Origin of the sequence: Natronomonas gomsonensis (genome assembly GCF_013391635.1) — an archaeon.
GTDB lineage: Archaea > Halobacteriota > Halobacteria > Halobacteriales > Haloarculaceae > Natronomonas > Natronomonas gomsonensis_A.
On sequence record NZ_JACAWU010000001.1, the window covers coordinates 850,669 to 867,537 of the forward strand.

17 protein-coding genes are annotated in these 16,869 nt (G+C 64.9%); 10 read left to right on the forward strand and 7 right to left on the reverse strand.

The window, feature by feature from the left end; genetic code table 11:
- Nucleotides 1–23: 23 nt before the first annotated feature.
- Nucleotides 24–1,229, forward strand: coding sequence for an MFS transporter (locus tag HWX69_RS04470; protein WP_178915899.1), 1,206 nt, complete (start codon nucleotides 24–26; stop codon nucleotides 1,227–1,229).
- A gap of 16 nt (nucleotides 1,230–1,245) precedes the next feature.
- On the opposite strand, the gene HWX69_RS04475 is transcribed toward HWX69_RS04470, so the two are convergent.
- Together HWX69_RS04475 and HWX69_RS04480 are read right to left on the reverse strand one after the other, a co-directional pair.
- Nucleotides 1,246–2,517, reverse strand: a complete 1,272-nt coding sequence (locus HWX69_RS04475; RefSeq protein WP_231753948.1) for an acyl-CoA dehydrogenase family protein — start codon at nucleotides 2,515–2,517, stop codon at nucleotides 1,246–1,248.
- Between the two features lie 107 nt (nucleotides 2,518–2,624).
- Nucleotides 2,625–3,398 (reverse strand): IclR family transcriptional regulator, encoded by a 774-nt coding sequence (locus HWX69_RS04480; protein ID WP_178915900.1) that lies wholly within the window; start codon nucleotides 3,396–3,398, stop codon nucleotides 2,625–2,627.
- Between the two features lie 305 nt (nucleotides 3,399–3,703).
- Between HWX69_RS04480 and kce the strand changes: the two genes are divergently transcribed.
- The 3 genes from kce to HWX69_RS04495 are packed head-to-tail and all read left to right on the forward strand — an operon-like array spanning nucleotide 3,704 to nucleotide 5,893.
- Entirely contained in the window at nucleotides 3,704–4,639 is a 936-nt protein-coding gene (kce, locus tag HWX69_RS04485; RefSeq protein WP_178915901.1) for a 3,5-dioxohexanoate:acetyl-CoA acetone transferase, read from the forward strand.
- 42 nt (nucleotides 4,640–4,681) lie between these two features.
- A complete protein-coding gene (locus tag HWX69_RS04490; protein ID WP_178915902.1) occupies nucleotides 4,682–5,455 on the forward strand; it encodes an SDR family oxidoreductase in 774 nt (257 codons plus the stop codon).
- Nucleotides 5,456–5,458: 3 nt separating this feature from the next.
- Nucleotides 5,459–5,893: a PaaI family thioesterase gene (locus HWX69_RS04495; protein ID WP_178915903.1), complete on the forward strand. Its 435-nt coding sequence runs from the start codon at nucleotides 5,459–5,461 to the stop codon at nucleotides 5,891–5,893.
- A gap of 1 nt (nucleotide 5,894) precedes the next feature.
- Here the strand turns inward: HWX69_RS04495 and HWX69_RS04500 are convergent, their stop codons facing one another.
- Nucleotides 5,895–6,809 carry a 2-dehydropantoate 2-reductase gene (locus tag HWX69_RS04500; protein ID WP_178915904.1) on the reverse strand — a complete coding sequence of 305 codons (915 nt, stop codon included), beginning with the start codon at nucleotides 6,807–6,809 and terminating at the stop codon, nucleotides 5,895–5,897.
- Between the two features lie 161 nt (nucleotides 6,810–6,970).
- Here HWX69_RS04500 and HWX69_RS04505 point away from each other — a divergent pair, with 161 nt between their 5' ends.
- From HWX69_RS04505 to HWX69_RS04525, 5 genes are read left to right on the forward strand one after another with little or no spacing between them, the layout of a single operon-like run.
- Nucleotides 6,971–7,867 carry a DUF6282 family protein gene (locus HWX69_RS04505; protein ID WP_178915905.1) on the forward strand — a complete coding sequence of 299 codons (897 nt, stop codon included), beginning with the start codon at nucleotides 6,971–6,973 and terminating at the stop codon, nucleotides 7,865–7,867.
- 2 nt (nucleotides 7,868–7,869) lie between these two features.
- Nucleotides 7,870–8,868, forward strand: coding sequence for an LLM class flavin-dependent oxidoreductase (locus HWX69_RS04510; protein WP_348642976.1), 999 nt, complete (start codon nucleotides 7,870–7,872; stop codon nucleotides 8,866–8,868).
- A 41-nt stretch (nucleotides 8,869–8,909) separates the two neighbouring features.
- Nucleotides 8,910–9,860 (forward strand): HpcH/HpaI aldolase/citrate lyase family protein, encoded by a 951-nt coding sequence (locus HWX69_RS04515; RefSeq protein ID WP_178915906.1) that lies wholly within the window; start codon nucleotides 8,910–8,912, stop codon nucleotides 9,858–9,860.
- Nucleotides 9,861–9,881: 21 nt separating this feature from the next.
- Entirely contained in the window at nucleotides 9,882–10,655 is a 774-nt protein-coding gene (locus HWX69_RS04520) for a polysaccharide deacetylase family protein (protein ID WP_178915907.1), read from the forward strand.
- Complete coding sequence (locus tag HWX69_RS04525) at nucleotides 10,652–11,236, forward strand: DJ-1/PfpI family protein (RefSeq protein WP_218644666.1); 585 nt, start codon at nucleotides 10,652–10,654, stop codon at nucleotides 11,234–11,236. The genes HWX69_RS04520 and HWX69_RS04525 overlap by 4 nt, the downstream gene beginning before the upstream one ends.
- Before the next feature lie 6 nt (nucleotides 11,237–11,242).
- Here the strand turns inward: HWX69_RS04525 and HWX69_RS04530 are convergent, their stop codons facing one another.
- A complete protein-coding gene (locus tag HWX69_RS04530; RefSeq protein WP_178915908.1) occupies nucleotides 11,243–11,482 on the reverse strand; it encodes a hypothetical protein in 240 nt (79 codons plus the stop codon).
- Nucleotides 11,483–11,588: 106 nt separating this feature from the next.
- On the opposite strand from HWX69_RS04530, the gene HWX69_RS04535 reads away from it, so the two are divergent.
- Complete coding sequence (locus tag HWX69_RS04535; protein WP_178915909.1) at nucleotides 11,589–12,182, forward strand: flavin reductase family protein; 594 nt, start codon at nucleotides 11,589–11,591, stop codon at nucleotides 12,180–12,182.
- Nucleotides 12,183–12,185: 3 nt separating this feature from the next.
- Here the strand turns inward: HWX69_RS04535 and HWX69_RS04540 are convergent, their stop codons facing one another.
- Genes HWX69_RS04540 through HWX69_RS04550 form a run of 3 tightly spaced genes read right to left on the reverse strand, consistent with a single transcriptional unit; the run spans nucleotide 12,186 to nucleotide 16,563 of the window.
- The gene (locus tag HWX69_RS04540; RefSeq protein ID WP_178915910.1) at nucleotides 12,186–12,965 is read right to left on the reverse strand and encodes an enoyl-CoA hydratase/isomerase family protein; all 780 of its coding nucleotides are present in this window, start codon (nucleotides 12,963–12,965) and stop codon (nucleotides 12,186–12,188) included.
- Nucleotides 12,966–13,005: 40 nt separating this feature from the next.
- Nucleotides 13,006–13,485, reverse strand: coding sequence for a MaoC/PaaZ C-terminal domain-containing protein (locus HWX69_RS04545; RefSeq protein ID WP_178915911.1), 480 nt, complete (start codon nucleotides 13,483–13,485; stop codon nucleotides 13,006–13,008).
- A gap of 42 nt (nucleotides 13,486–13,527) precedes the next feature.
- Entirely contained in the window at nucleotides 13,528–16,563 is a 3,036-nt protein-coding gene (locus HWX69_RS04550) for an FAD-binding and (Fe-S)-binding domain-containing protein (RefSeq protein WP_178915912.1), read from the reverse strand.
- Nucleotides 16,564–16,869: the final 306 nt, after the last annotated feature.

The following is a 16,869-nucleotide window of genomic DNA, read 5'->3' on the forward strand; positions in this document are numbered from 1 at the left end:
CGCTCGCCTTCTCTCAGTACTCGATGAAACCCCGTTGGCAGACGCTGTGGATAATGTTCGCCATCCAAGTCGTCGGCAGCCTCACCTTCCTCACGCTCACCGTCCTGACGCCGTTCGTCAAGAGCGACTTCGGCGTCACGACGACCGAAATCGGCCTCCTCGTGACGCTTCTGTACGCCGGTTACTTCTCGTCGGTCACCACCGGTGGCATCGTCACCGACTACGCCGGTGAACGGTTCGCCCTCGGCGTGGGACTGGCGCTCATCGGTTCGATTTCACTGCTGTTGAGCGTCCTCCCGACGTTCTGGACGGTCGCGGGGGGTGCCTACGTCGTCGGATTGGGGTACGGAACCGTTCCCTCGGGGACCAACAAGGGCATATTCGATTGGTTCCCGACCGACCAGCGTACCATCGGCATCAGCATCAAACAGACCGGCGTGATGCTCGGTGGCGCCGCGGGTGCAGCGTTCCTGCCCGCAATCGCGTCCGTGTTCGGGTGGCGAACCGCCGTCCGGGTCGTCGCGGTGACGACGATACTGATGCTCGGAGCCATCTATCTGTACTCGCCGAAGACGGAACCGTCCGGGCGACGTGTGCCGTCGGCGACGCGCGTTCTCGACCAGCATCGACGAATACTCCGGCTCGCGGCGACCCGGGACGTCTTCCCGTTCTTGGTCAGCGGCGTGCTGTTCGGTGCGACGCAGTTCACGCTGATGGCCTACATCGTCCTGTATCTCACCGAGAGCCTGCTTCTCGCGCCGGCTATCGCGGGGCTGGTGTACACGGGGATGCAACTGATGGGGATGGGGTCGCGAATCGGCTTCGGATTCCTGACTGACTCCTATTTCGTGGGGAACAAACACCTCGTCCTCGCCGGTATCGGCATCGTCGGCTTCGTGTTTTATCTCCCGCTGTTGGTTCTCTCGCCGGAGACGGAGTTCTCGCTGGCGCTGGTCGTGTTGCTCTGTGTCGGTGCCGTCTCGCTGGGGTACAACGGCGTGTACCTCACGATGGCGAGTGAGGTTATGGACGGCGACGAAGCGGGCACGGGAACGGCCATCGGTGTTGCGGCCATCATGATCGGCGCGGTCGTCTCACCGCCCATCGTCGGCGTGGCAATCGACGCGACGGGCGGGTACGGCCTCCCGCTGGCGACGCTCGGGCCCGTGACGCTGTTGGCTGGTATCGCGGCGTTCTTCGGCGTCGAGGGCGGGGACGAAGCGGCCTAAAATAGGGGGCGAGCGGTCAGTTCAGCGGGAGCGGGTCGGGATCTTCGTACCCCTTCAGCAGGTTCCGGGCGATGGTCTTCAGTTGGACCTCGGAGGGACCTTCACCGATGCGGCGCACACGGGACTCCCGGAGCCACCGCTCGAGTGGGAGGTCGCCGTCGACGCCGGCGCCGCCGTGAATCTGGACCATCCGGTCCAGGACCGTCCACAGCGTCTCCGTCGTCTGGTACTTCGTGATGGAGGCCGCATGCCGGATGTCCTCGCCGTCGTCGAAGCGCTGGGCGGCGTGGTACACGGAGTACTTTGCGGCCTGGTAATCGACGGCGGACTTCGCGATTTTCCACTGGATGGCCTGCTTGTCGGCGAGTTTCTCCTCGCCGACGACGCGGTCGTTGGCCCAGTCGATGCCCATCCGGATGGACTGGTCGATGGGGCCAAGCGAGTTCGCGGCGTACAGCACGCGTGACTCCCCGAGACACTGTTTTGCGATGCCGAGGCCGCCGCCGACCTCGCCGAGGACGTTCTCGTCGGGCACGCGCACGTCGTTGAGCCGCACCTCGAAGGGGTACTCCGGCCGGATGACCGGCATCGACCGCATCGAGACGCCGTCGCTGTCGGAGGGGACGAGGAACGACGTGATGCCGTGGTCGTTGATGTCGTCGTCTTTCGGCTCGGTACGGGCAAAGAGGATGATGAAGTCGGAGTCGCCCGCCCACGAGATGTAGTGTTTCGTGCCGTTGATGACCCACTCGTCGCCGTCCTTCTCGGCGCGCGTCTCCATGCCGCGGGGGTCGGACCCGGCGGCGGGTTCGGTGAGGCCGAAACAGCTCTGTTTCTCGCCGTCGATACACGGCTGGAAGAACTCCTCGATTTGGTACTCGTCTGCGTTTTCGAGGTACGCCGCCGGCTCACCGACGGTCAGTCCCGGCCCGAGTTCGATGACGCCGAGGCCGGCCTGATACAATCCCATCCGGTGTTTCGACAGCTCTTCGAGGACGACACACCGCTCGACGAGGCTGAGGCCGCCACCGCCGTACTCCTCGGGGACGCCCATCGCCCAGAAGCCGGATTCCTTGGCCTTCTCACGGAGGCGCTTCCGGTCCTCCTCGGGAATCTTGATGGGGTGAGGACGAACGTTGTCCGTGAGTTCGGGATTCTCGGGGTCGAGGTCGTGGTATCGCTCGATTTCGTCCGGCAGGTCGTTGAGGATCGGTCGGAACTCCTCGTCGACGAACCGCCGAACCTCCCGGCGAAGCATCTTCGTTGCGTTAGAGAATTCTAGCTCCATGCGTCTGCTACCGGGAGAGTGTAGGCGGAAATCCGATGTAAGTGTTTGGGTACCAAAGCCCAGCGGGACGGGACTCCGATTCGGGGTGGGTTGCCCCGGGCGTTCGGCTACTGGTAGACGATATCGAGTTCGATTTCGTTGCAGACGCCGAGGATGTTCTCGGGTAACTCCTTGGTGAACTGTTCGCCGTGCATCCGGTGGGCGGGCCCGGAGACGCTTATCGCGCCGACGACGGTGCCGTCCGGTTCCCGTACGGGAGCCGCCGCAGCACGCAGTCCCTCGATGTGTTCCTCATAGTTGAACGCGTAGCCTCGTTCTCTGACCTCCGCCAACTCCTCGAAGAGGGCGTCCTCGTCGGTGATAGTGTTCTCTGCCAGCTCCGGGAGCCCCTTTTCGTCGATGATTCGCTCGACTTCTTCGCGGTCGGTGAACGCCAGAATGGACTTCCCGGCGGCCGTGGCGTGAAGCATGTGTCGGCGGCGTCCGAGCCTGCTACCGGTGCTGACGGCGTGTTCGCCCTCGGCGATGCGGACGTAGACGCAGTCGCCGTGTTCACTGATGACGAACTGGACGCGCTCGCCGGTGCTCTTGGCGAGGGCCTCGATGCGGGGTTCGACCATCCCGTACACCTCGTTGCGGTACTTGACGTGCTCGCCGAGGTCGAGAAACCGGAAGCCGAGCTGGTACGTTTCGTCCTCCTTGACGATGTAGCCGGCGTTTTCGAGGGTTTCGAGGTGGCTGTGGACGGTGCTCTTCGGCCAGTCGAGTTCGTTCGCGAGCTGGGTCACCCGGGCGCCCTCGAAGTCCTTCAGCAACTCGAGGATGCGAAGCGTCTTCCTGACCGCCCCGACCTCGTTTCCGCGTGTGCGGTGTTTTGCCATGTCCCCCCTTTCGTCCCGAAGCAAATAAAGTTCACCATCGGTGAACGACCGACGTGATATTTGCCTGTACTGTCCGCACCCGTGCGCCCCGAACCGGGCCTCTCGAATAACAACACTATGTTTGTTATGCCCACCAACATAACAAACATAATATTGTTATCGAAATGCGCACGGACCGTCGATTCCGTGGGCCTCGAACGGACGATATCCGTTCATTAATACTGAATAAGTGTGTTGGGCGTTCACATCTCCTCGAAGTTCTCCTGACCGGAACGCTTATTCGGCCATGTGTGTCACTCTACCTCATGAGGAAGCTCGATAAAGCGATAGTAACGTGTGCAGTGACGGGTGCCATCCACGTGCCGACCATGTCGCCACACCTGCCGATAACCCCAGACGAAATCGTCGAGGAGGCGGTCGGGGCCGCCGAGGCGGGCGCCAGCATCGTCCACCTTCACGTCCGGGACCCCGAAAACGGCGAACCGACCTCGGACCTCGAGCTGTTCCGTGAGGTGGCCGAGCGCGTCAAGGACCGCTGTGACGCCGTCGTCCAGCCGACGACCGGCGGCGCGCCGACGATGACCGTCGAGGAGCGAACCGCCGTCGTCCCCGAACTGGAACCCGAGATGGCCTCCTGTAACATGGGGTCGATAAACTTCGGGCTCTACCCCATCCTCGACGCCTTCGAGGAGTTCAAATACGAATGGGAGACGGAGTATCTCGAGGGGACTCGGGACCTCATCTTCCCGAACTCCTTCGAATCCCTCGAAACGATTCTGCCGATGTTCGAATCACACGGCACGAAGCCGGAACTGGAGTGTTACGACGTGGGGCACCTCTACAACGCCAAGCACTTCGTCGACCGCGGCATCCTCGAGACGCCCATCCACATCCAGTTCGTGATGGGGATTCACGGCGGCATCAGCGCCGACCACGACCACCTGCTGCACCTGGTCGACACCGCCGAGAAACTGTTCGGGGACGAGTTCTCGTTTTCGGTCATCGGCGCCGGCCGCATGCAGATGGCCCTCGGCACCACGGCGGTCAGCATGGGTGGACACGCCCGCGTCGGCCTCGAAGACAGCCTCTACATCCGGAAGGGCGAACTCGCGGAGAGCAACGCCCAGCAGGTCGAAAAGATGGTCGATTTGACCAAAGAGGTAACCGGCCGCGAAATTGCCTCCCCCGACGAAGTCCGGTCGTTCCTCGACTTGAAGGGACAGGAGAACGTCGCGTTCTGACCCCTACAGTTAAGCACACACCGAATCTATCCACGCTTCAGCATGTCTGACAACAAGTTCACCGTCGATGGCTCGAGTGCTATCGTCACCGGTGCGTCGAGCGGTATCGGCCGACGAATCGCCGAGGGGTTCGCCGCCCAAGGCGTCGACACGACCATCTGCTCCCGCGAACAGGACAACGTCGACCCCGTCGCCGAGGAAATCAACGACGGCGACAGTCCGGGGAGGGTTCTCCCAATCGAGTGTGACGTTCGCGACCGCGACTCCGTCGAGGCGATGGTCGAGACCACCGTCGAGGAGTTCGGCGGCCTCGATGTCCTCGTGAACAACGCAGGCGCCGTCTTCAAATGCGATTTCAACGACCTCAGCGAGAACGGCTGGAAGACCATCGTCGACATCAACCTCCACGGCGTGTTCAACTGCACCCACGCCGCCCGCGAGGCGCTCCAGGACGGCGGCGGGTCGGTCGTCAACATCTCCAGCGTCCGGAGCCAGGAGGCCGCCCCTCACGAAACCCACTACGGTGCCGCGAAAGCCGGCGTCAACAACCTCACGAAGTCACTGGCGAGCGAGTGGGCCTCGGAGGGCGTCCGCGTCAACTGCGTCGCGCCGGGCTTTATCGCCACGCCCGGTGCGGTCACCGCCGGCGACACCGACCCCGCCGACATCGACCGCTCGGAGGTAGACCGAAAGACCGGAACGACGGCCGAAATCGCCGACGTCGTCGAGTTCCTCGCCAGTCCGGCGGCGTCGTTCATCGACGGGGAGATCCTGACCGTCCGGGGCGTTCCACCGCACTCCGAGGACCCGAAGTAAGCCATGACGAACGCACCCGAGACGGCCTCCGAGCGAGTCGTCGCCGAGACCGGCCTGCTGTCGTGGCTCGGCGTCTTCATCGAGTCCGAATCGGAGGGCCGCGCCGTACTCGGTCTGCCCCACCGCGCGGAACTCACGAATCCCAACGGCGATACGCTCCACGGAGGCGTCCTCGCGACGCTGCTGGACAACGCCGCCGGCACCGCGCTCCGGACGGTGCTCGAAGACCCCGAGACGGCGCTCTACGCCACGACGGAGATGAACCTCTCGTATCTCCGACCGGCGACCGGCGACCTGCGGGCGGAAGCCCGCGTCCGGCGTCACGGGCGCTCGCTCGTCGTCATCGAGTGCGATATCGACTCCGAGCGCGACCCCGGCGAGTGGACCACCGTCGCCGTCGGCCGCGCCTCCTACTACGTCGACGAAAGCGGGACGTGAATCAGTCGAGGTAGCTCTTCTCTAGGGCTCGAACGAGGTTCGTCGCGAGTTCGTTCACCGGTACGTCGATACCCTCCTCGTGGGCGATGTCGACGATAGCACCGTTCACGTCGTCTATTTCGGTCTTCCGTTCGGCCCGGACGTCTTGCAGCATACTGGAGTAGTGGGAGTGTGACTCCTCGCAAGTGGTGACGACCTCTTCCATCGGGTCGTCCATCGGGATGTCGATGCCGCGGCGCTCGGCGACGGCCTCGGCCTCGGCGACGATTTGCTCCATCAATTTGCGCGTCTCCGGCGTCGCGATGAGTTCGCCGTTCGAGAGGTGTGTCAACGCCGCCAGTGGCTTGATGGGGAGGCTCATCAGCTGTTTGGCCCAGATGTACGCTCGCGGGTCCTCGACCACCTCGACGGGGAAGCCCCCGTCTTCGAGGGCCTCTCCGATTCGACGGGCGCCCGCGTCGTTCGTCCCGCCGAACGTCGAGGGGCCACTTGACGTCACGCGAACGTATCCCGGCTTCTCGGCGACGGCGCCCTGATACGTCACGCCCGCGAAGGCGCGGTCCGTTCCGACAACATCGAGCAGTCGGTCGTAGTGTCTGAGACCGTTCTGTAGCGACAGCAGGTCAGTTTCGGGGCCGATGCAGGCGGCGTGTTCGGCAAGCGCCGCCTCGGTCTGGTGGGATTTGACGAAGACGATAACGAGGTCGACGGGGCCGACTTCGCTCGCGTCGGTCGTCGCTGCGACGGCGATGTCGGTCGTCTCGCCGTCCTCGCTTTCGATCGTCAAGCCGTCCTCGTTCAACCGGTCGACGTACGACTGTCGGTAGTGCAGGAGGTGGACGTCGTGACCGCTCTCGGTGAGGCGGCCGCCGAACAGACAGCCGAGGGCGCCGGCGCCGATGACCGCGATGTTCACGGATATCGACCCCCAGGGACGGTCGCACGTTGGTTCATACGCGTTCGTCGCGTGCTGTGCATAAATAAGTTGAGCGCCGCGTGCCCGTCGTGAAACGGAACTGACCTGTCCCAGAGGGCTTAATACTCGTGGCAAATATACACATACCCCGAGGACAACAGATGGTAACTCAGCACCCCGTCGCCGGCGCGTGGGACACACACGTCCACGCAGGACCGGACGTAACCGACAGAAAGCACGACATCGTGGAACTCGCCCGACGCGCCGCCGATGCCGGCATGGGTGGGTTAGTTCTCAAGAACCACCATGCCCCGACGACGATGGCCGCGACGCTCGTCGAGCAGGCCTGTGACTCCGATATCCGACTCGCTTCGACGGTCGTCCTGAACCGCTCGGTCGGGGGCATCAACATCGACGCCGTCGTCGCCGCCGCGAAGATGGGTGCCAGTCGCGTCGAACTCCCGACGATGACCGCCAAACGGAACATGCTCGAACAGGGCGAACCGAAAACCATCGACCTGCTGAACGGGAACGACGAACTGAAAGACGGCGTCTGGTCGGTGCTTACCGAGACGATAAACGACGGGATGGTCGTCGGGACGGGTCACATCGGCGTCGAGGAAGTCGAGGCCGTCGTCGACGCAGTCACGGAGGTCGACGGCGAGGTCATCGTGACGCATCCGGAGTTCCACGCCGCCCGCGACGGCGTCGGCCTCACGCCCGAACGGCAGGCGCGACTGGCCCGCGATGGGGTGTACTTCGAACGCTGCTCCATCGTGACCGACGAGACCGTCCGCGAGTTGTTCCTCCCTGATGCCCCCGAGGCGGCCCACGAGGCATTCGCCGACGGCGCGATGTTCGAAGGAATCGTCGCCGGCATCGAAGCGACCGGCCCCGAACACAACTTGCTGTCGACGGACTACGGCCAACCCGGTCGGATGTCGCCGCCGGACGCGCTGGCGGCGTTCCACGCCGACCTCGAATCCGCCGGCATCCCGCGTGCCGACATCGAGCAGATGGCGCGGGACAACCCCGAAACCATCTTCGGAGGTGCCTGACCGTGGACGTCAGCCTGATGGGGCTGACCCAACATCCGGGTGACCGCGACCCCGAGCGGTGTCTCGCGGAGTTGCTCGAACAGGCTCGAATCGCCGACGGAAACAGCTTCGAGGGGCTGTTCGTCGGCGAACACCACTTCACCGACGACATCTACTTCGACAACTTCCAGACGCTGGCCCGCCTCGCTGCGGAGTTCGACGGCGACGTCCGCGTCGGGACGAGCGTCTGTCTGTTGCCGCTGCACAACCCCGCGTTGGTCGCCGAGCGCGTCGCCACGCTCGACGTGATCTCGGGCGGCAACGTCGTCTTCGGTGCCGCCGCAGGCTACCGCGACGCCGAGTTCGACACCGTCGGCGTCGACAAGGCCGAACGCGCTGGCCGCGTCACCGAAGGCGTCGAGATCCTCCGGGCGCTGTGGTCCGAAGACGACGTCTCCTACGACGGCGAGCACTACGCCTTCGAGGACGTGACGCTCCGTCCCCGGCCGGTACAGGAGTCGGGGCCGCCGATATGGCTCGGCGGGTCGGCACCCTCGGCCGTCCGACGCGCCGCCGCCCTCGGCGACGCGTGGCTCATCGACCCCGTCTCGCCCGTCTCGAAACTGAAGAAGGCCGTCGGGCTCTACGAGCGCGAACTCACCGAGGAGCCGTCCTGTCGGCCGATTCGACGCGACGTGTACGTCGCCGAGACGACCGAAAAAGCCATCGACACCGCCGCGCCGTACATCCTCGACAAGTTCGACTCGCTGTCGGAGTGGGGCGTCATCGACGACGACGGCGAGGATTTGAGCAGACGGGAGCGCTTCGACCGGGTCAGCGAGGGCCGCTATCTCATCGGCACGCCCGACGAGGTGGTCGCCGAACTGGAGGAACTCAACGAGACGCTCGGCGTCGACCACCTCGTCGCCCGCGTCCAGTGGCCCGGAATGGACCACGAACGCGCCGTCGACGCAATCGAACTGCTCGGAGAGGAGGTAATCCCGCGCGTCGCCGACCTGTGATTCGGGACAAGGTATAAGGACTCCTCCGACGAGTTCGATACATGGAACCCGCTCGCTCAGTGCTGTTCATCCCCGGGAATCGTGAGGGTTGGGTCGAGAGCGCCCACGAGAACGACGCCGACGTCATCATCCTCGATTTGGAGGACTCGGTCCCGCCCGAAGAGAAGGAGGCCGCCCGCGACATCGTCGCCGAACACCTCCCGAAACTCCACGCCGAGGGCCAACGCGTCCACGTCCGCGTCAACGCCCACCCCAACGCAAGCGAGGGCTTCGCCGAACACGATTTCGAGGCCATCGCCTGTGAGGAACTGGAGGCGATAACCGTCCCGAAGGTCAGAGAGCCGAACGACATCGAACGGCTCGACACCGTGTTGACCCACATCGAGCGCCGGGAGGGGCTGGAGGTCGGCGGCATCGAGTTGACCGTCAGCGTCGAAACCGCCCAAGCGATGCGGCAGGTGTACGAACTCTGTACGGCCGCCGACCGCGTCGGCACCATCGGCTGTGGCGCCGTGAAAGGCACCGACACGAACCGCGCGCTCGGCTTCGAGTGGACCGGCCCCGGACGGGAGGGACTGGAGACGCTGCACCTCCGCGAACAGGCGCTGATGGACGCCCGCGCCGCCGAAATCGAGTTCCCGCTCGCCGGCACGTACGTCGACGTCGGCGACATCGAGGGGCTCCGGAAGGACATGCAGTTCTCCCGGGAGATGGGCTACACCGGTTACCTCGTCATCCATCCCTCCCACGTCGAACACGCCAACGAAATCTTCCTGCCCGACGCCGACACCGTCGAGTACTGGGTCGGCGCGATGGAGGCGCTACTGGAGGCGGAAAACGAGGGCAAAAGCGCCGTCCGTTACGAGGGCGACATGATAGACATCGCCAACATCGAGACCGCCCGCCGCTACATCGAGTACGCTGAGGCGTTCGCCGACGATCTCGATGTCGACTTCGCTGGCGTCGACTTCTCGGAACTACGCCCCGAATAAGACGACAAAAAACACCCGACCATGACAGACCACTTCGCAGACTCGACGACTGCCCACGACCAGAAGCGACGGTCGCTGAGCCCGTATCTCAAGTTCGTCCGGAACCTCGACCCCGAGACGAGCCTCGAGACGCGCATCGAACACATCGCCTACGACGCCTTCGAGGACGGCATCGACTGGCTCGTCGACGCCCTGGGAGACGCCGACGTCTCCACCGGCGTCTCCGTGCCGGCGATACACCTCGAAGACGAGGCCGTCCGTGACGGCGTCGGTCGACTCCTCGAGTCGGGCGCCGAGGCCGTCGTCCACGGCTACCGACACACCTCCTACATGGAGACGCCCTACGAGACGGTCGACGAGGAACTGACGGCCATCATCGAGTGCTTCGAGGCGGACCTCGGCGCCCGGCCGACCGGCTTTCACATCCCGTTCATGCGATGCAGTTCCGGGACCGTCCAAGCCGCCGAAGAACACGGCATCGAGTGGATAGTCGGCGCCGAACCGTCCGGCGTCGACACCTCGATTACGTTCCTCCAGCCCGAATCGCCCTACGATCTCCAGTTGTTCGAGCGGGGCCACGACGGGCCGGCGGTCACTGACCGGATGGCGGAGGCGGCCGATGACGCGGCGTTGCTGCTGTGTCACCCGAACATCCACGCCGTCCACGACGCACGCGAGTCGCTCGCGTCGTTCCTCGAAGCGGAGTCGTTCGCCAACCCGAGCGCCGTCGCGGCCGGTGATACTGACCGACCGGGGCTGCTCCTCGATTTGTTCCCGCCGTTTCAGGTGCGATGACGGTGCGAATCGCGTTCGTCGTCTACGACGGCCTCACGGCGCTCGACTTCGTCGGTGCCTACGACCCCATCACGCGGGTCGGGACGATGGGCTTTCGGGAGGACATCGAGTGGGAGGTCTGTGGCCTCTCGCCGACGGTGACGGCGACGGGTGGGCTCACCTTCGAGACGACTGTGACCGACGAACCGCTCGACGGCTACGACGCCGTCGTCGTCCCCGGCGGCATCGGCACGGCGCTCCCCGACGACGGCCACCCGGTCGTGTCGTGGCTCCGAACCGCCGCAGACTGCCGGTACAAACTCTCGGTGTGTACGGGCTCGCTGCTGTTGGCTGCCGCTGGCCTCCTCGACGGTCGTCGGGCAACGACTCACCCGAGCGCCTACGAGGCGCTCGCCGAACGCGCTGCGGTAACCGAACGGCGCGTCGTCCGCGACGGCGACGTGATAACCGGCGGCGGCGTGAGTTCGGCGCTCGACGTGGGACTGTACTTCGCGGAACTGCTCACCGACGCCGGCACGCGTGACCACATCGCCGAGCAGATGGACTACCCACACTACCGCGACGACACCGGCGTCTCGTAGGCACGACTACGCTCCGTCGATGAACCGCCGGGTGACGTACCGCTGGAGGTACATGCCGGCAGCGCCGGTTACGAGCAACACCGCGCTGACGAGATACGCCGTCGAAACCGACCCCAGCCCTCGCTCGACGAGTCGCTCCGGGAAGACGAATCCGTAGAGGCCGGCCATGAGCAGGAAGCCGGCGACGAAGCCGGCGAGGATGACCGCCACCCGGGCGCCGCGACGGAGCGTTTCGGAACTGACCATACGACGTTACTGGTCGCCGACCCGGTTAATTATACCGCTCGAACAGTTCCGTAACTATCCTCGTTATCAACATATTTATGTGTTCGTGCGGGATGCATCGGTAGTAATGCAGGAGTTTCCAGTCCGCGACATCGACACGCGAGTGAGCAGCCGTATCGTCAAATCCGCCGTCACGCCCCGCCCAATCGGCTGGATTTCCACGACGAGCAGCGACGGCGTCGACAACCTCGCGCCGTTCAGTTGCTACAACTACATCAGTTCCGACTACCCGACCGTGATGTTCAGTTCGAAGGTACACGAGGACGGCGAACAGAAGGACACGGCCCGAAACGTCGCCGTCAACGGCGAGTTCGTCGTCAACGTGGTGACCGAGGACCTCGCCGAGCGCATGGACCGGACGTCGGCGGAGTTGCCGCCGGAGGAAAGCGAGTTCGACTTCGCGGAACTCGACCGCGCGGAGTCGACCCACGTCACGCCCCCGCGGGTCGCCGACGCCCTCATCAGCATGGAGTGTACGGCCATCGAGTCGCTGGACATCCACGACCGCGGGGTGTTCTTCGGCGAAGTCGAGACGTTCCACATCGCCGACGAGGTGCTCGAAGACGGCAAAGTCGAGATGGACCACCTCGACACCGTCGGCCGCCTCGGCGGCCCCTACTACACCAGCGTCAACCGGATGGAGATGACCCGGGAGTTCTGACGTCTATCGCCCCTCGAAAGACGGGTCGCGGGATTCGAGAAACGCCGCCATGGCTTCCGTCTGGTCGTAGGTGTCGAAACACGCGGCGATGGTTTCGAGGCTGGTGTCGACCCCCGACTCGACGCCGTTGGAGCGCAATCCACGGAACACCCGCGTCTGCATCTGGACGACGAGCGGGCTCTTTTCGGCGAGACGACCCACAAGGGCGTCGATTCGCGCCTCGTACTCCCCGGGCGCGACGGCGTCGTTGACCAGTCCGATGTCTTCGGCCTCGGTTCCCGATATCACCTCGCCGGTGTAGACGAGTTCCTTCGCCTTCTGGAGGCCGACGAGTCGAACGAGGAGGCCGCCCTGAATCCCGGTGACGAGGCCGATGTCGATTTCCGGTAGTCCAAGACTCGCCTCCTCGGTTGCCAGTCGGAAGTCACACGACATCGCCAACTCCAGTCCGGCGCCGAGGGCGTACTCGCCACAGCAACACACCGTGACGGCGTCGAGGTTCCGCACGGCGTCCATCATCCCGTGGAGGTCCGTCATGACTCGCCGGGCCTCGGTCGTCGAGAGGTCCTTCACCTCGTCGAGCGGGATGCCGGCGGTCAGTCCTCCCTCGCCGCCGTCGTCCGTGCCCCGAATCACCAGCACCGACACGTCTGAGGGAACGTCCTCGACCGTCTCCCGAATCGCCGCGATGGTGTCGGTTCCGAAGAGGTTCAGTTCGCCGCCGTCGATGCGGAGCGTCGCCGCGTGGTCGTAGTCGTCTCTGCGTGTGAGCGTGACTGCCATACCGCACGAACGACGCCTCGGGAAATGAACCTTCGGGCGGTCACTCGGGGTCGAAATCCGGCGAGAACGGCACCAGCGAGTGGTGGTCGTTGACCATCACGAGGTCGCCGTCCTGATTCCGCAGTTCCTCGTTGATGGTGATGAGTCCCCGACGCCGCCCCGCCTCGCGGTCCTTCTCCCGTATTCGCTTGTCGACGACTTCGACCTCCAGGTGGAGCGTATCGCCCGGGTAGGCGGGGTTGACGAATCGCATCCCGTCGCGGCCGTAGGCCACCGGCGTCTCGTAGTCCCACCCCGGTACGTCGCCCCACAGCGCACTGGAGATGACGATGAGTACCGTGTTCTGGACGAGCAGGTCGTCGAACTCTGTCGTTTCGACGTGTTCGCGGTCGACGTGCATCCGTTCGCCGGCGCCGTAGCCGACCGCCCGGAAGATGTCCGTCTCGGTTACCGTTCGGCCGCCGTTCGAGCGGCTCGAGTCTCCGATTTCGAAGTCGTCGAAGTATCGCTTCAGTTCCATCGAACAGTACTCGCCGGTTCGGATAATAAACCCAGCGCCGACTCAGGCGAGCGCGTCGGCGAGTTTCTCGACGGGGTGGGTGGGCGATTCCTCGTCGAGTTGGGTCCGACAGGAGGTGCCCGGCGCGACGACCGATTCGCCGTCGCTCGATTCGAGTTGGTCGCGGAGGAGGTCCGCGATGGCCTGACTCATCGAGTAGTGTTCGGCCTCGTAGCCGAACGACCCGGCCATCCCACAGCACGTCGAGTCAATGGGGTTGACGGCGTAGCCGGCCCGCCGAAGCACGCCGACGGCGTGGTGGTCCTTCTTCGTCGCCTTCTGGTGGCAGTGGCCGTGATAGGAGAGTGGTTCTGCCGCCTCGGTGTCGAACGCGAGGCGTTCGTCCAACCGGAACCGGTCGAGGTACTCACAGACGCCGTAGGCGTTGGCCGCGATTCGCTCGACGTCCTCGCCCGACAGCAAATCGAGGTAATCCGACTGGAACATGACGGCGTCGGACGGTTCGACGACCACCACGTCCCACCCATCTTCGACCATCGGCGCGAGCGTTTCGACGTTCGCTCGGGCGTCCTCGCGGGCCTTCTCGACGAACCCCTTCGACAGCGGCGGCCGGCCGCTTCCCGGCAGGCCGTCGGGGACGGTGACGTGGACGCCGGCAGCCTCCAGCACCTCGATTGCGGCCTTCCCCACGGAGGGGTCGTTGTAGTTCGTGTAGGTGTCGGGGAAGACGACTGCACGGCGGTCGGCGTCGGCCTCGGAGACCGTGGCACCGCCGCGGGCTTCGAACCACTCGACGAGGGACTCATTCGCAAAGGTCGGCACGTCCCGTTCGCTCGCGATGCCGAGGGTCTTCTCGGTGAGGAAACCGGCCCCGGGAAGCGAGGCGGCGGCGTTGGCCAGTGGCGCGAAGCGACTCCCGAGCGCCGACAGCCGGTCGATGTTGGCGAAGACGCGGTCGCGGAGGCTCGTGCCGTCGCGCTGGTGTTTCTCGTGGAGGACTTCGGTGCGGAGCTTCGCCATGTCGACCTCGCTGGGGCAATCGCGGGCACACCCCTTACAGCCGATACAGAGGTCGAGCACCTCCTCGGTGAACTCATCGGAGAACAGCTCTTCTTCGGGAAGGCCGCCGCTCATCGCCTGCCGGAGCATGTTCGCCCGGCCGCGGGTCGACTGTATCTCCTCGTGGGCTGCGCGGTAGGTGGGACACATCACGCCTCCGGTGGTCGATTGCTCGCCGCGACAGCCGCCACAGCCGTGACACAGTTCGACCATCCCCTGAAAACCGTTGTCGTTGTCCCAGTTCAACTCGGGGCTGAAGCCGGATTCGAACCCGTAGTCGGGGTCGAACCGGAGGTTCTCGGTCAGGTCGTGGTCGCCACAGACGTTGCCCGGGTTCAGCGTCCAGTTGGGGTCGTAGGCGGTCTTGAGCTCACGGAACGCGGACCACAGTTCCTCGCCGTACAGTTTCCGGTTCCACTGGGTTCGGGCGCGGCCGTCGCCGTGTTCCCCCGAGACGCTCCCGCCGTATTTGACGACCAAATCGGTCACCCGCTCGGCGATGGCCTCGAAGGCCTCCAGCCCCTCGACGCTCTTGGTGTTCACGAGCGGCCGGATGTGCAACACGCCGGGGCCGGCGTGGGCGTAGTAACTGGCGTAGGTGTCGTAGTCGTCGAGAATCTCCTGTACGTCGGCGACGTACTCCGGGAGGTTTCGCGCCGGGACGGCGGTGTCCTCGATGTAGGCGATGTGTTTCTCGTCCGTCGTCCGGCCGAGTAAAATCGGCAAGCCGGACTTCCGCATCTTCCAGAACTTCGCGCGAGTGTCGGCGTCGTGGGCCTCCATCGCCGCGGCGGCGCGGTGGTCGGCGTCTGTCCGAACGCCCTCGTCGGTGGGGTCGGCCTCGCTGTCGGCGCCGGGTACTCGGTCTGCCAGCAGGTCCGCGACCTGTCGTCGCCCCTCGGCGTCGTCGTCGGCGTAGAACTCCACGAGCAACACCGAATCGGTGCCCTCCGGAAGCATCCCGACCACGTCGGCGAACTCGGCGGTGTCCCGTGCCAATCCGAGCAACACGTCGTCCATCACTTCGACGGCGGCGGGGTCGTGTTCGAGGATGGGTTCGACGTCGGCCAGCGCATCGAGGAGGCCGTCGTAGGTGAGCAGGGCGACGGCCTTCGTGTTCGGAATCGACTCCAGCGAGACGGTCGCCTCGGTGACGATTGCGAGGGTGCCCTCGCTGCCGGCGAGCAAGCGTGCGAGGTTGACGGTCGCGTCGTCGGTGATTTCGCTGTCGCCGTCTCGGGCTTCCTCGACGAGTCGGTCGAAGTTGTACCCCGAGACGTTGCGCTTCAGTTCCGGATAGCGGCTGTCGACTTCCTCGGCGTGGTCGTCGAGGACGGCGAGGACGCCGGCGTAGATTCGCGGCCGGAGGTCTTCGCTGTCGGCGTCGGCGGCGTCGCGCAGTTCGCCGACGGTCACGTCGCCGAAGCGGGTCACGGTGCCGTCGGCCAACACCGCCTCGACCGACTCGATGTAGGCGTCGGTCTTCCCGTAGACAAGGGAGTGTGCGCCCGTCGAGTTGTTGCCGATGGCGCCGCCGAGGACGGACTTGTCGCCCCACGCTGGGTCGGGGGCGAACTTCAGGTTCTCGGATTCCAGCGCCTCGTTGAGCTTTCCGAGCGTGATGCCGGGCTGTGCCGTCACGCGTCGGCTGTCGGCATCGACATCGAGCAGCGCGTCCATGTGTTTGCTACAGTCGAGGACGACGGCGTCGTTGACGCTCTGGCCTGCGAGGCTGGTGCCGCCGCCGCGTGGCAACACCGCGATGTCGTTTCGGTCGCAGTAGGCGACGACCGCCGCCACGTCGTCGGTCGAGGTGGGGTAGACGACGCCGACCGGCCGCACCTCGTAGGCGCTGGCGTCGGTGGCGTACAGCGTCCGCGTGTAGTCGTCGAGGCGAACCTCGCCGTCGACGAGCGACGACAGCGTCGCCGCCAGTTCGGGGCGTTCGACGTCGTCGGACTGATAGTCGTAGGCCGAACTCCGAGTCGAGGGGTCCGAATGCGTGTGCTGAGAAGCCATTATCTGGGTTCGGATTGTCGTGTCCGTTGCTCGACCCCGCCGGGGTGGGTCCGACCCGTTCGCGTCCTGTCTATCGTTTCATGCGGTGTCGAGCGCATCGCTATCGGGTTCTCCCTCGAAGCAATTATAGGTTTACCCCGGCCGGAGCATTCGGTAGCCGACCACCGTGGACGCCGCGGGAAAGATTTATAGTGAAATACGGGCCATTTCATCATGTAACACAATACCAAGCCCTCCGGGTCAGGGTGGAATCGGCTGTCCCGCCAACGGAGGGTGTCGTAGTCACACGCCGCGGGGTCGAACCGA

Excerpts from the sequence above, each read along its gene's own strand:
- HWX69_RS04470 (WP_178915899.1), top strand. The coding sequence starts at position 24 with ATGAAACCCCGTTGGCAGACGCTGTGGATAATGTTCGCCATCCAAGTC.
- HWX69_RS04475 (WP_231753948.1), bottom strand. The coding sequence starts at position 2,517 with ATGGAGCTAGAATTCTCTAACGCAACGAAGATGCTTCGCCGGGAGGTT.
- HWX69_RS04480 (WP_178915900.1), bottom strand. The coding sequence starts at position 3,398 with ATGGCAAAACACCGCACACGCGGAAACGAGGTCGGGGCGGTCAGGAAG.
- kce (WP_178915901.1), top strand. The coding sequence starts at position 3,704 with ATGAGGAAGCTCGATAAAGCGATAGTAACGTGTGCAGTGACGGGTGCC.
- HWX69_RS04490 (WP_178915902.1), top strand. The coding sequence starts at position 4,682 with ATGTCTGACAACAAGTTCACCGTCGATGGCTCGAGTGCTATCGTCACC.
- HWX69_RS04495 (WP_178915903.1), top strand. The coding sequence starts at position 5,459 with ATGACGAACGCACCCGAGACGGCCTCCGAGCGAGTCGTCGCCGAGACC.
- HWX69_RS04505 (WP_178915905.1), top strand. The coding sequence starts at position 6,971 with ATGGTAACTCAGCACCCCGTCGCCGGCGCGTGGGACACACACGTCCAC.
- HWX69_RS04515 (WP_178915906.1), top strand. The coding sequence starts at position 8,910 with ATGGAACCCGCTCGCTCAGTGCTGTTCATCCCCGGGAATCGTGAGGGT.
- HWX69_RS04520 (WP_178915907.1), top strand. The coding sequence starts at position 9,882 with ATGACAGACCACTTCGCAGACTCGACGACTGCCCACGACCAGAAGCGA.
- HWX69_RS04525 (WP_218644666.1), top strand. The coding sequence starts at position 10,652 with ATGACGGTGCGAATCGCGTTCGTCGTCTACGACGGCCTCACGGCGCTC.
- HWX69_RS04530 (WP_178915908.1), bottom strand. The coding sequence starts at position 11,482 with ATGGTCAGTTCCGAAACGCTCCGTCGCGGCGCCCGGGTGGCGGTCATC.
- HWX69_RS04535 (WP_178915909.1), top strand. The coding sequence starts at position 11,589 with ATGCAGGAGTTTCCAGTCCGCGACATCGACACGCGAGTGAGCAGCCGT.
- HWX69_RS04540 (WP_178915910.1), bottom strand. The coding sequence starts at position 12,965 with ATGGCAGTCACGCTCACACGCAGAGACGACTACGACCACGCGGCGACG.
- HWX69_RS04545 (WP_178915911.1), bottom strand. The coding sequence starts at position 13,485 with ATGGAACTGAAGCGATACTTCGACGACTTCGAAATCGGAGACTCGAGC.
- HWX69_RS04550 (WP_178915912.1), bottom strand. The coding sequence starts at position 16,563 with ATGGCTTCTCAGCACACGCATTCGGACCCCTCGACTCGGAGTTCGGCC.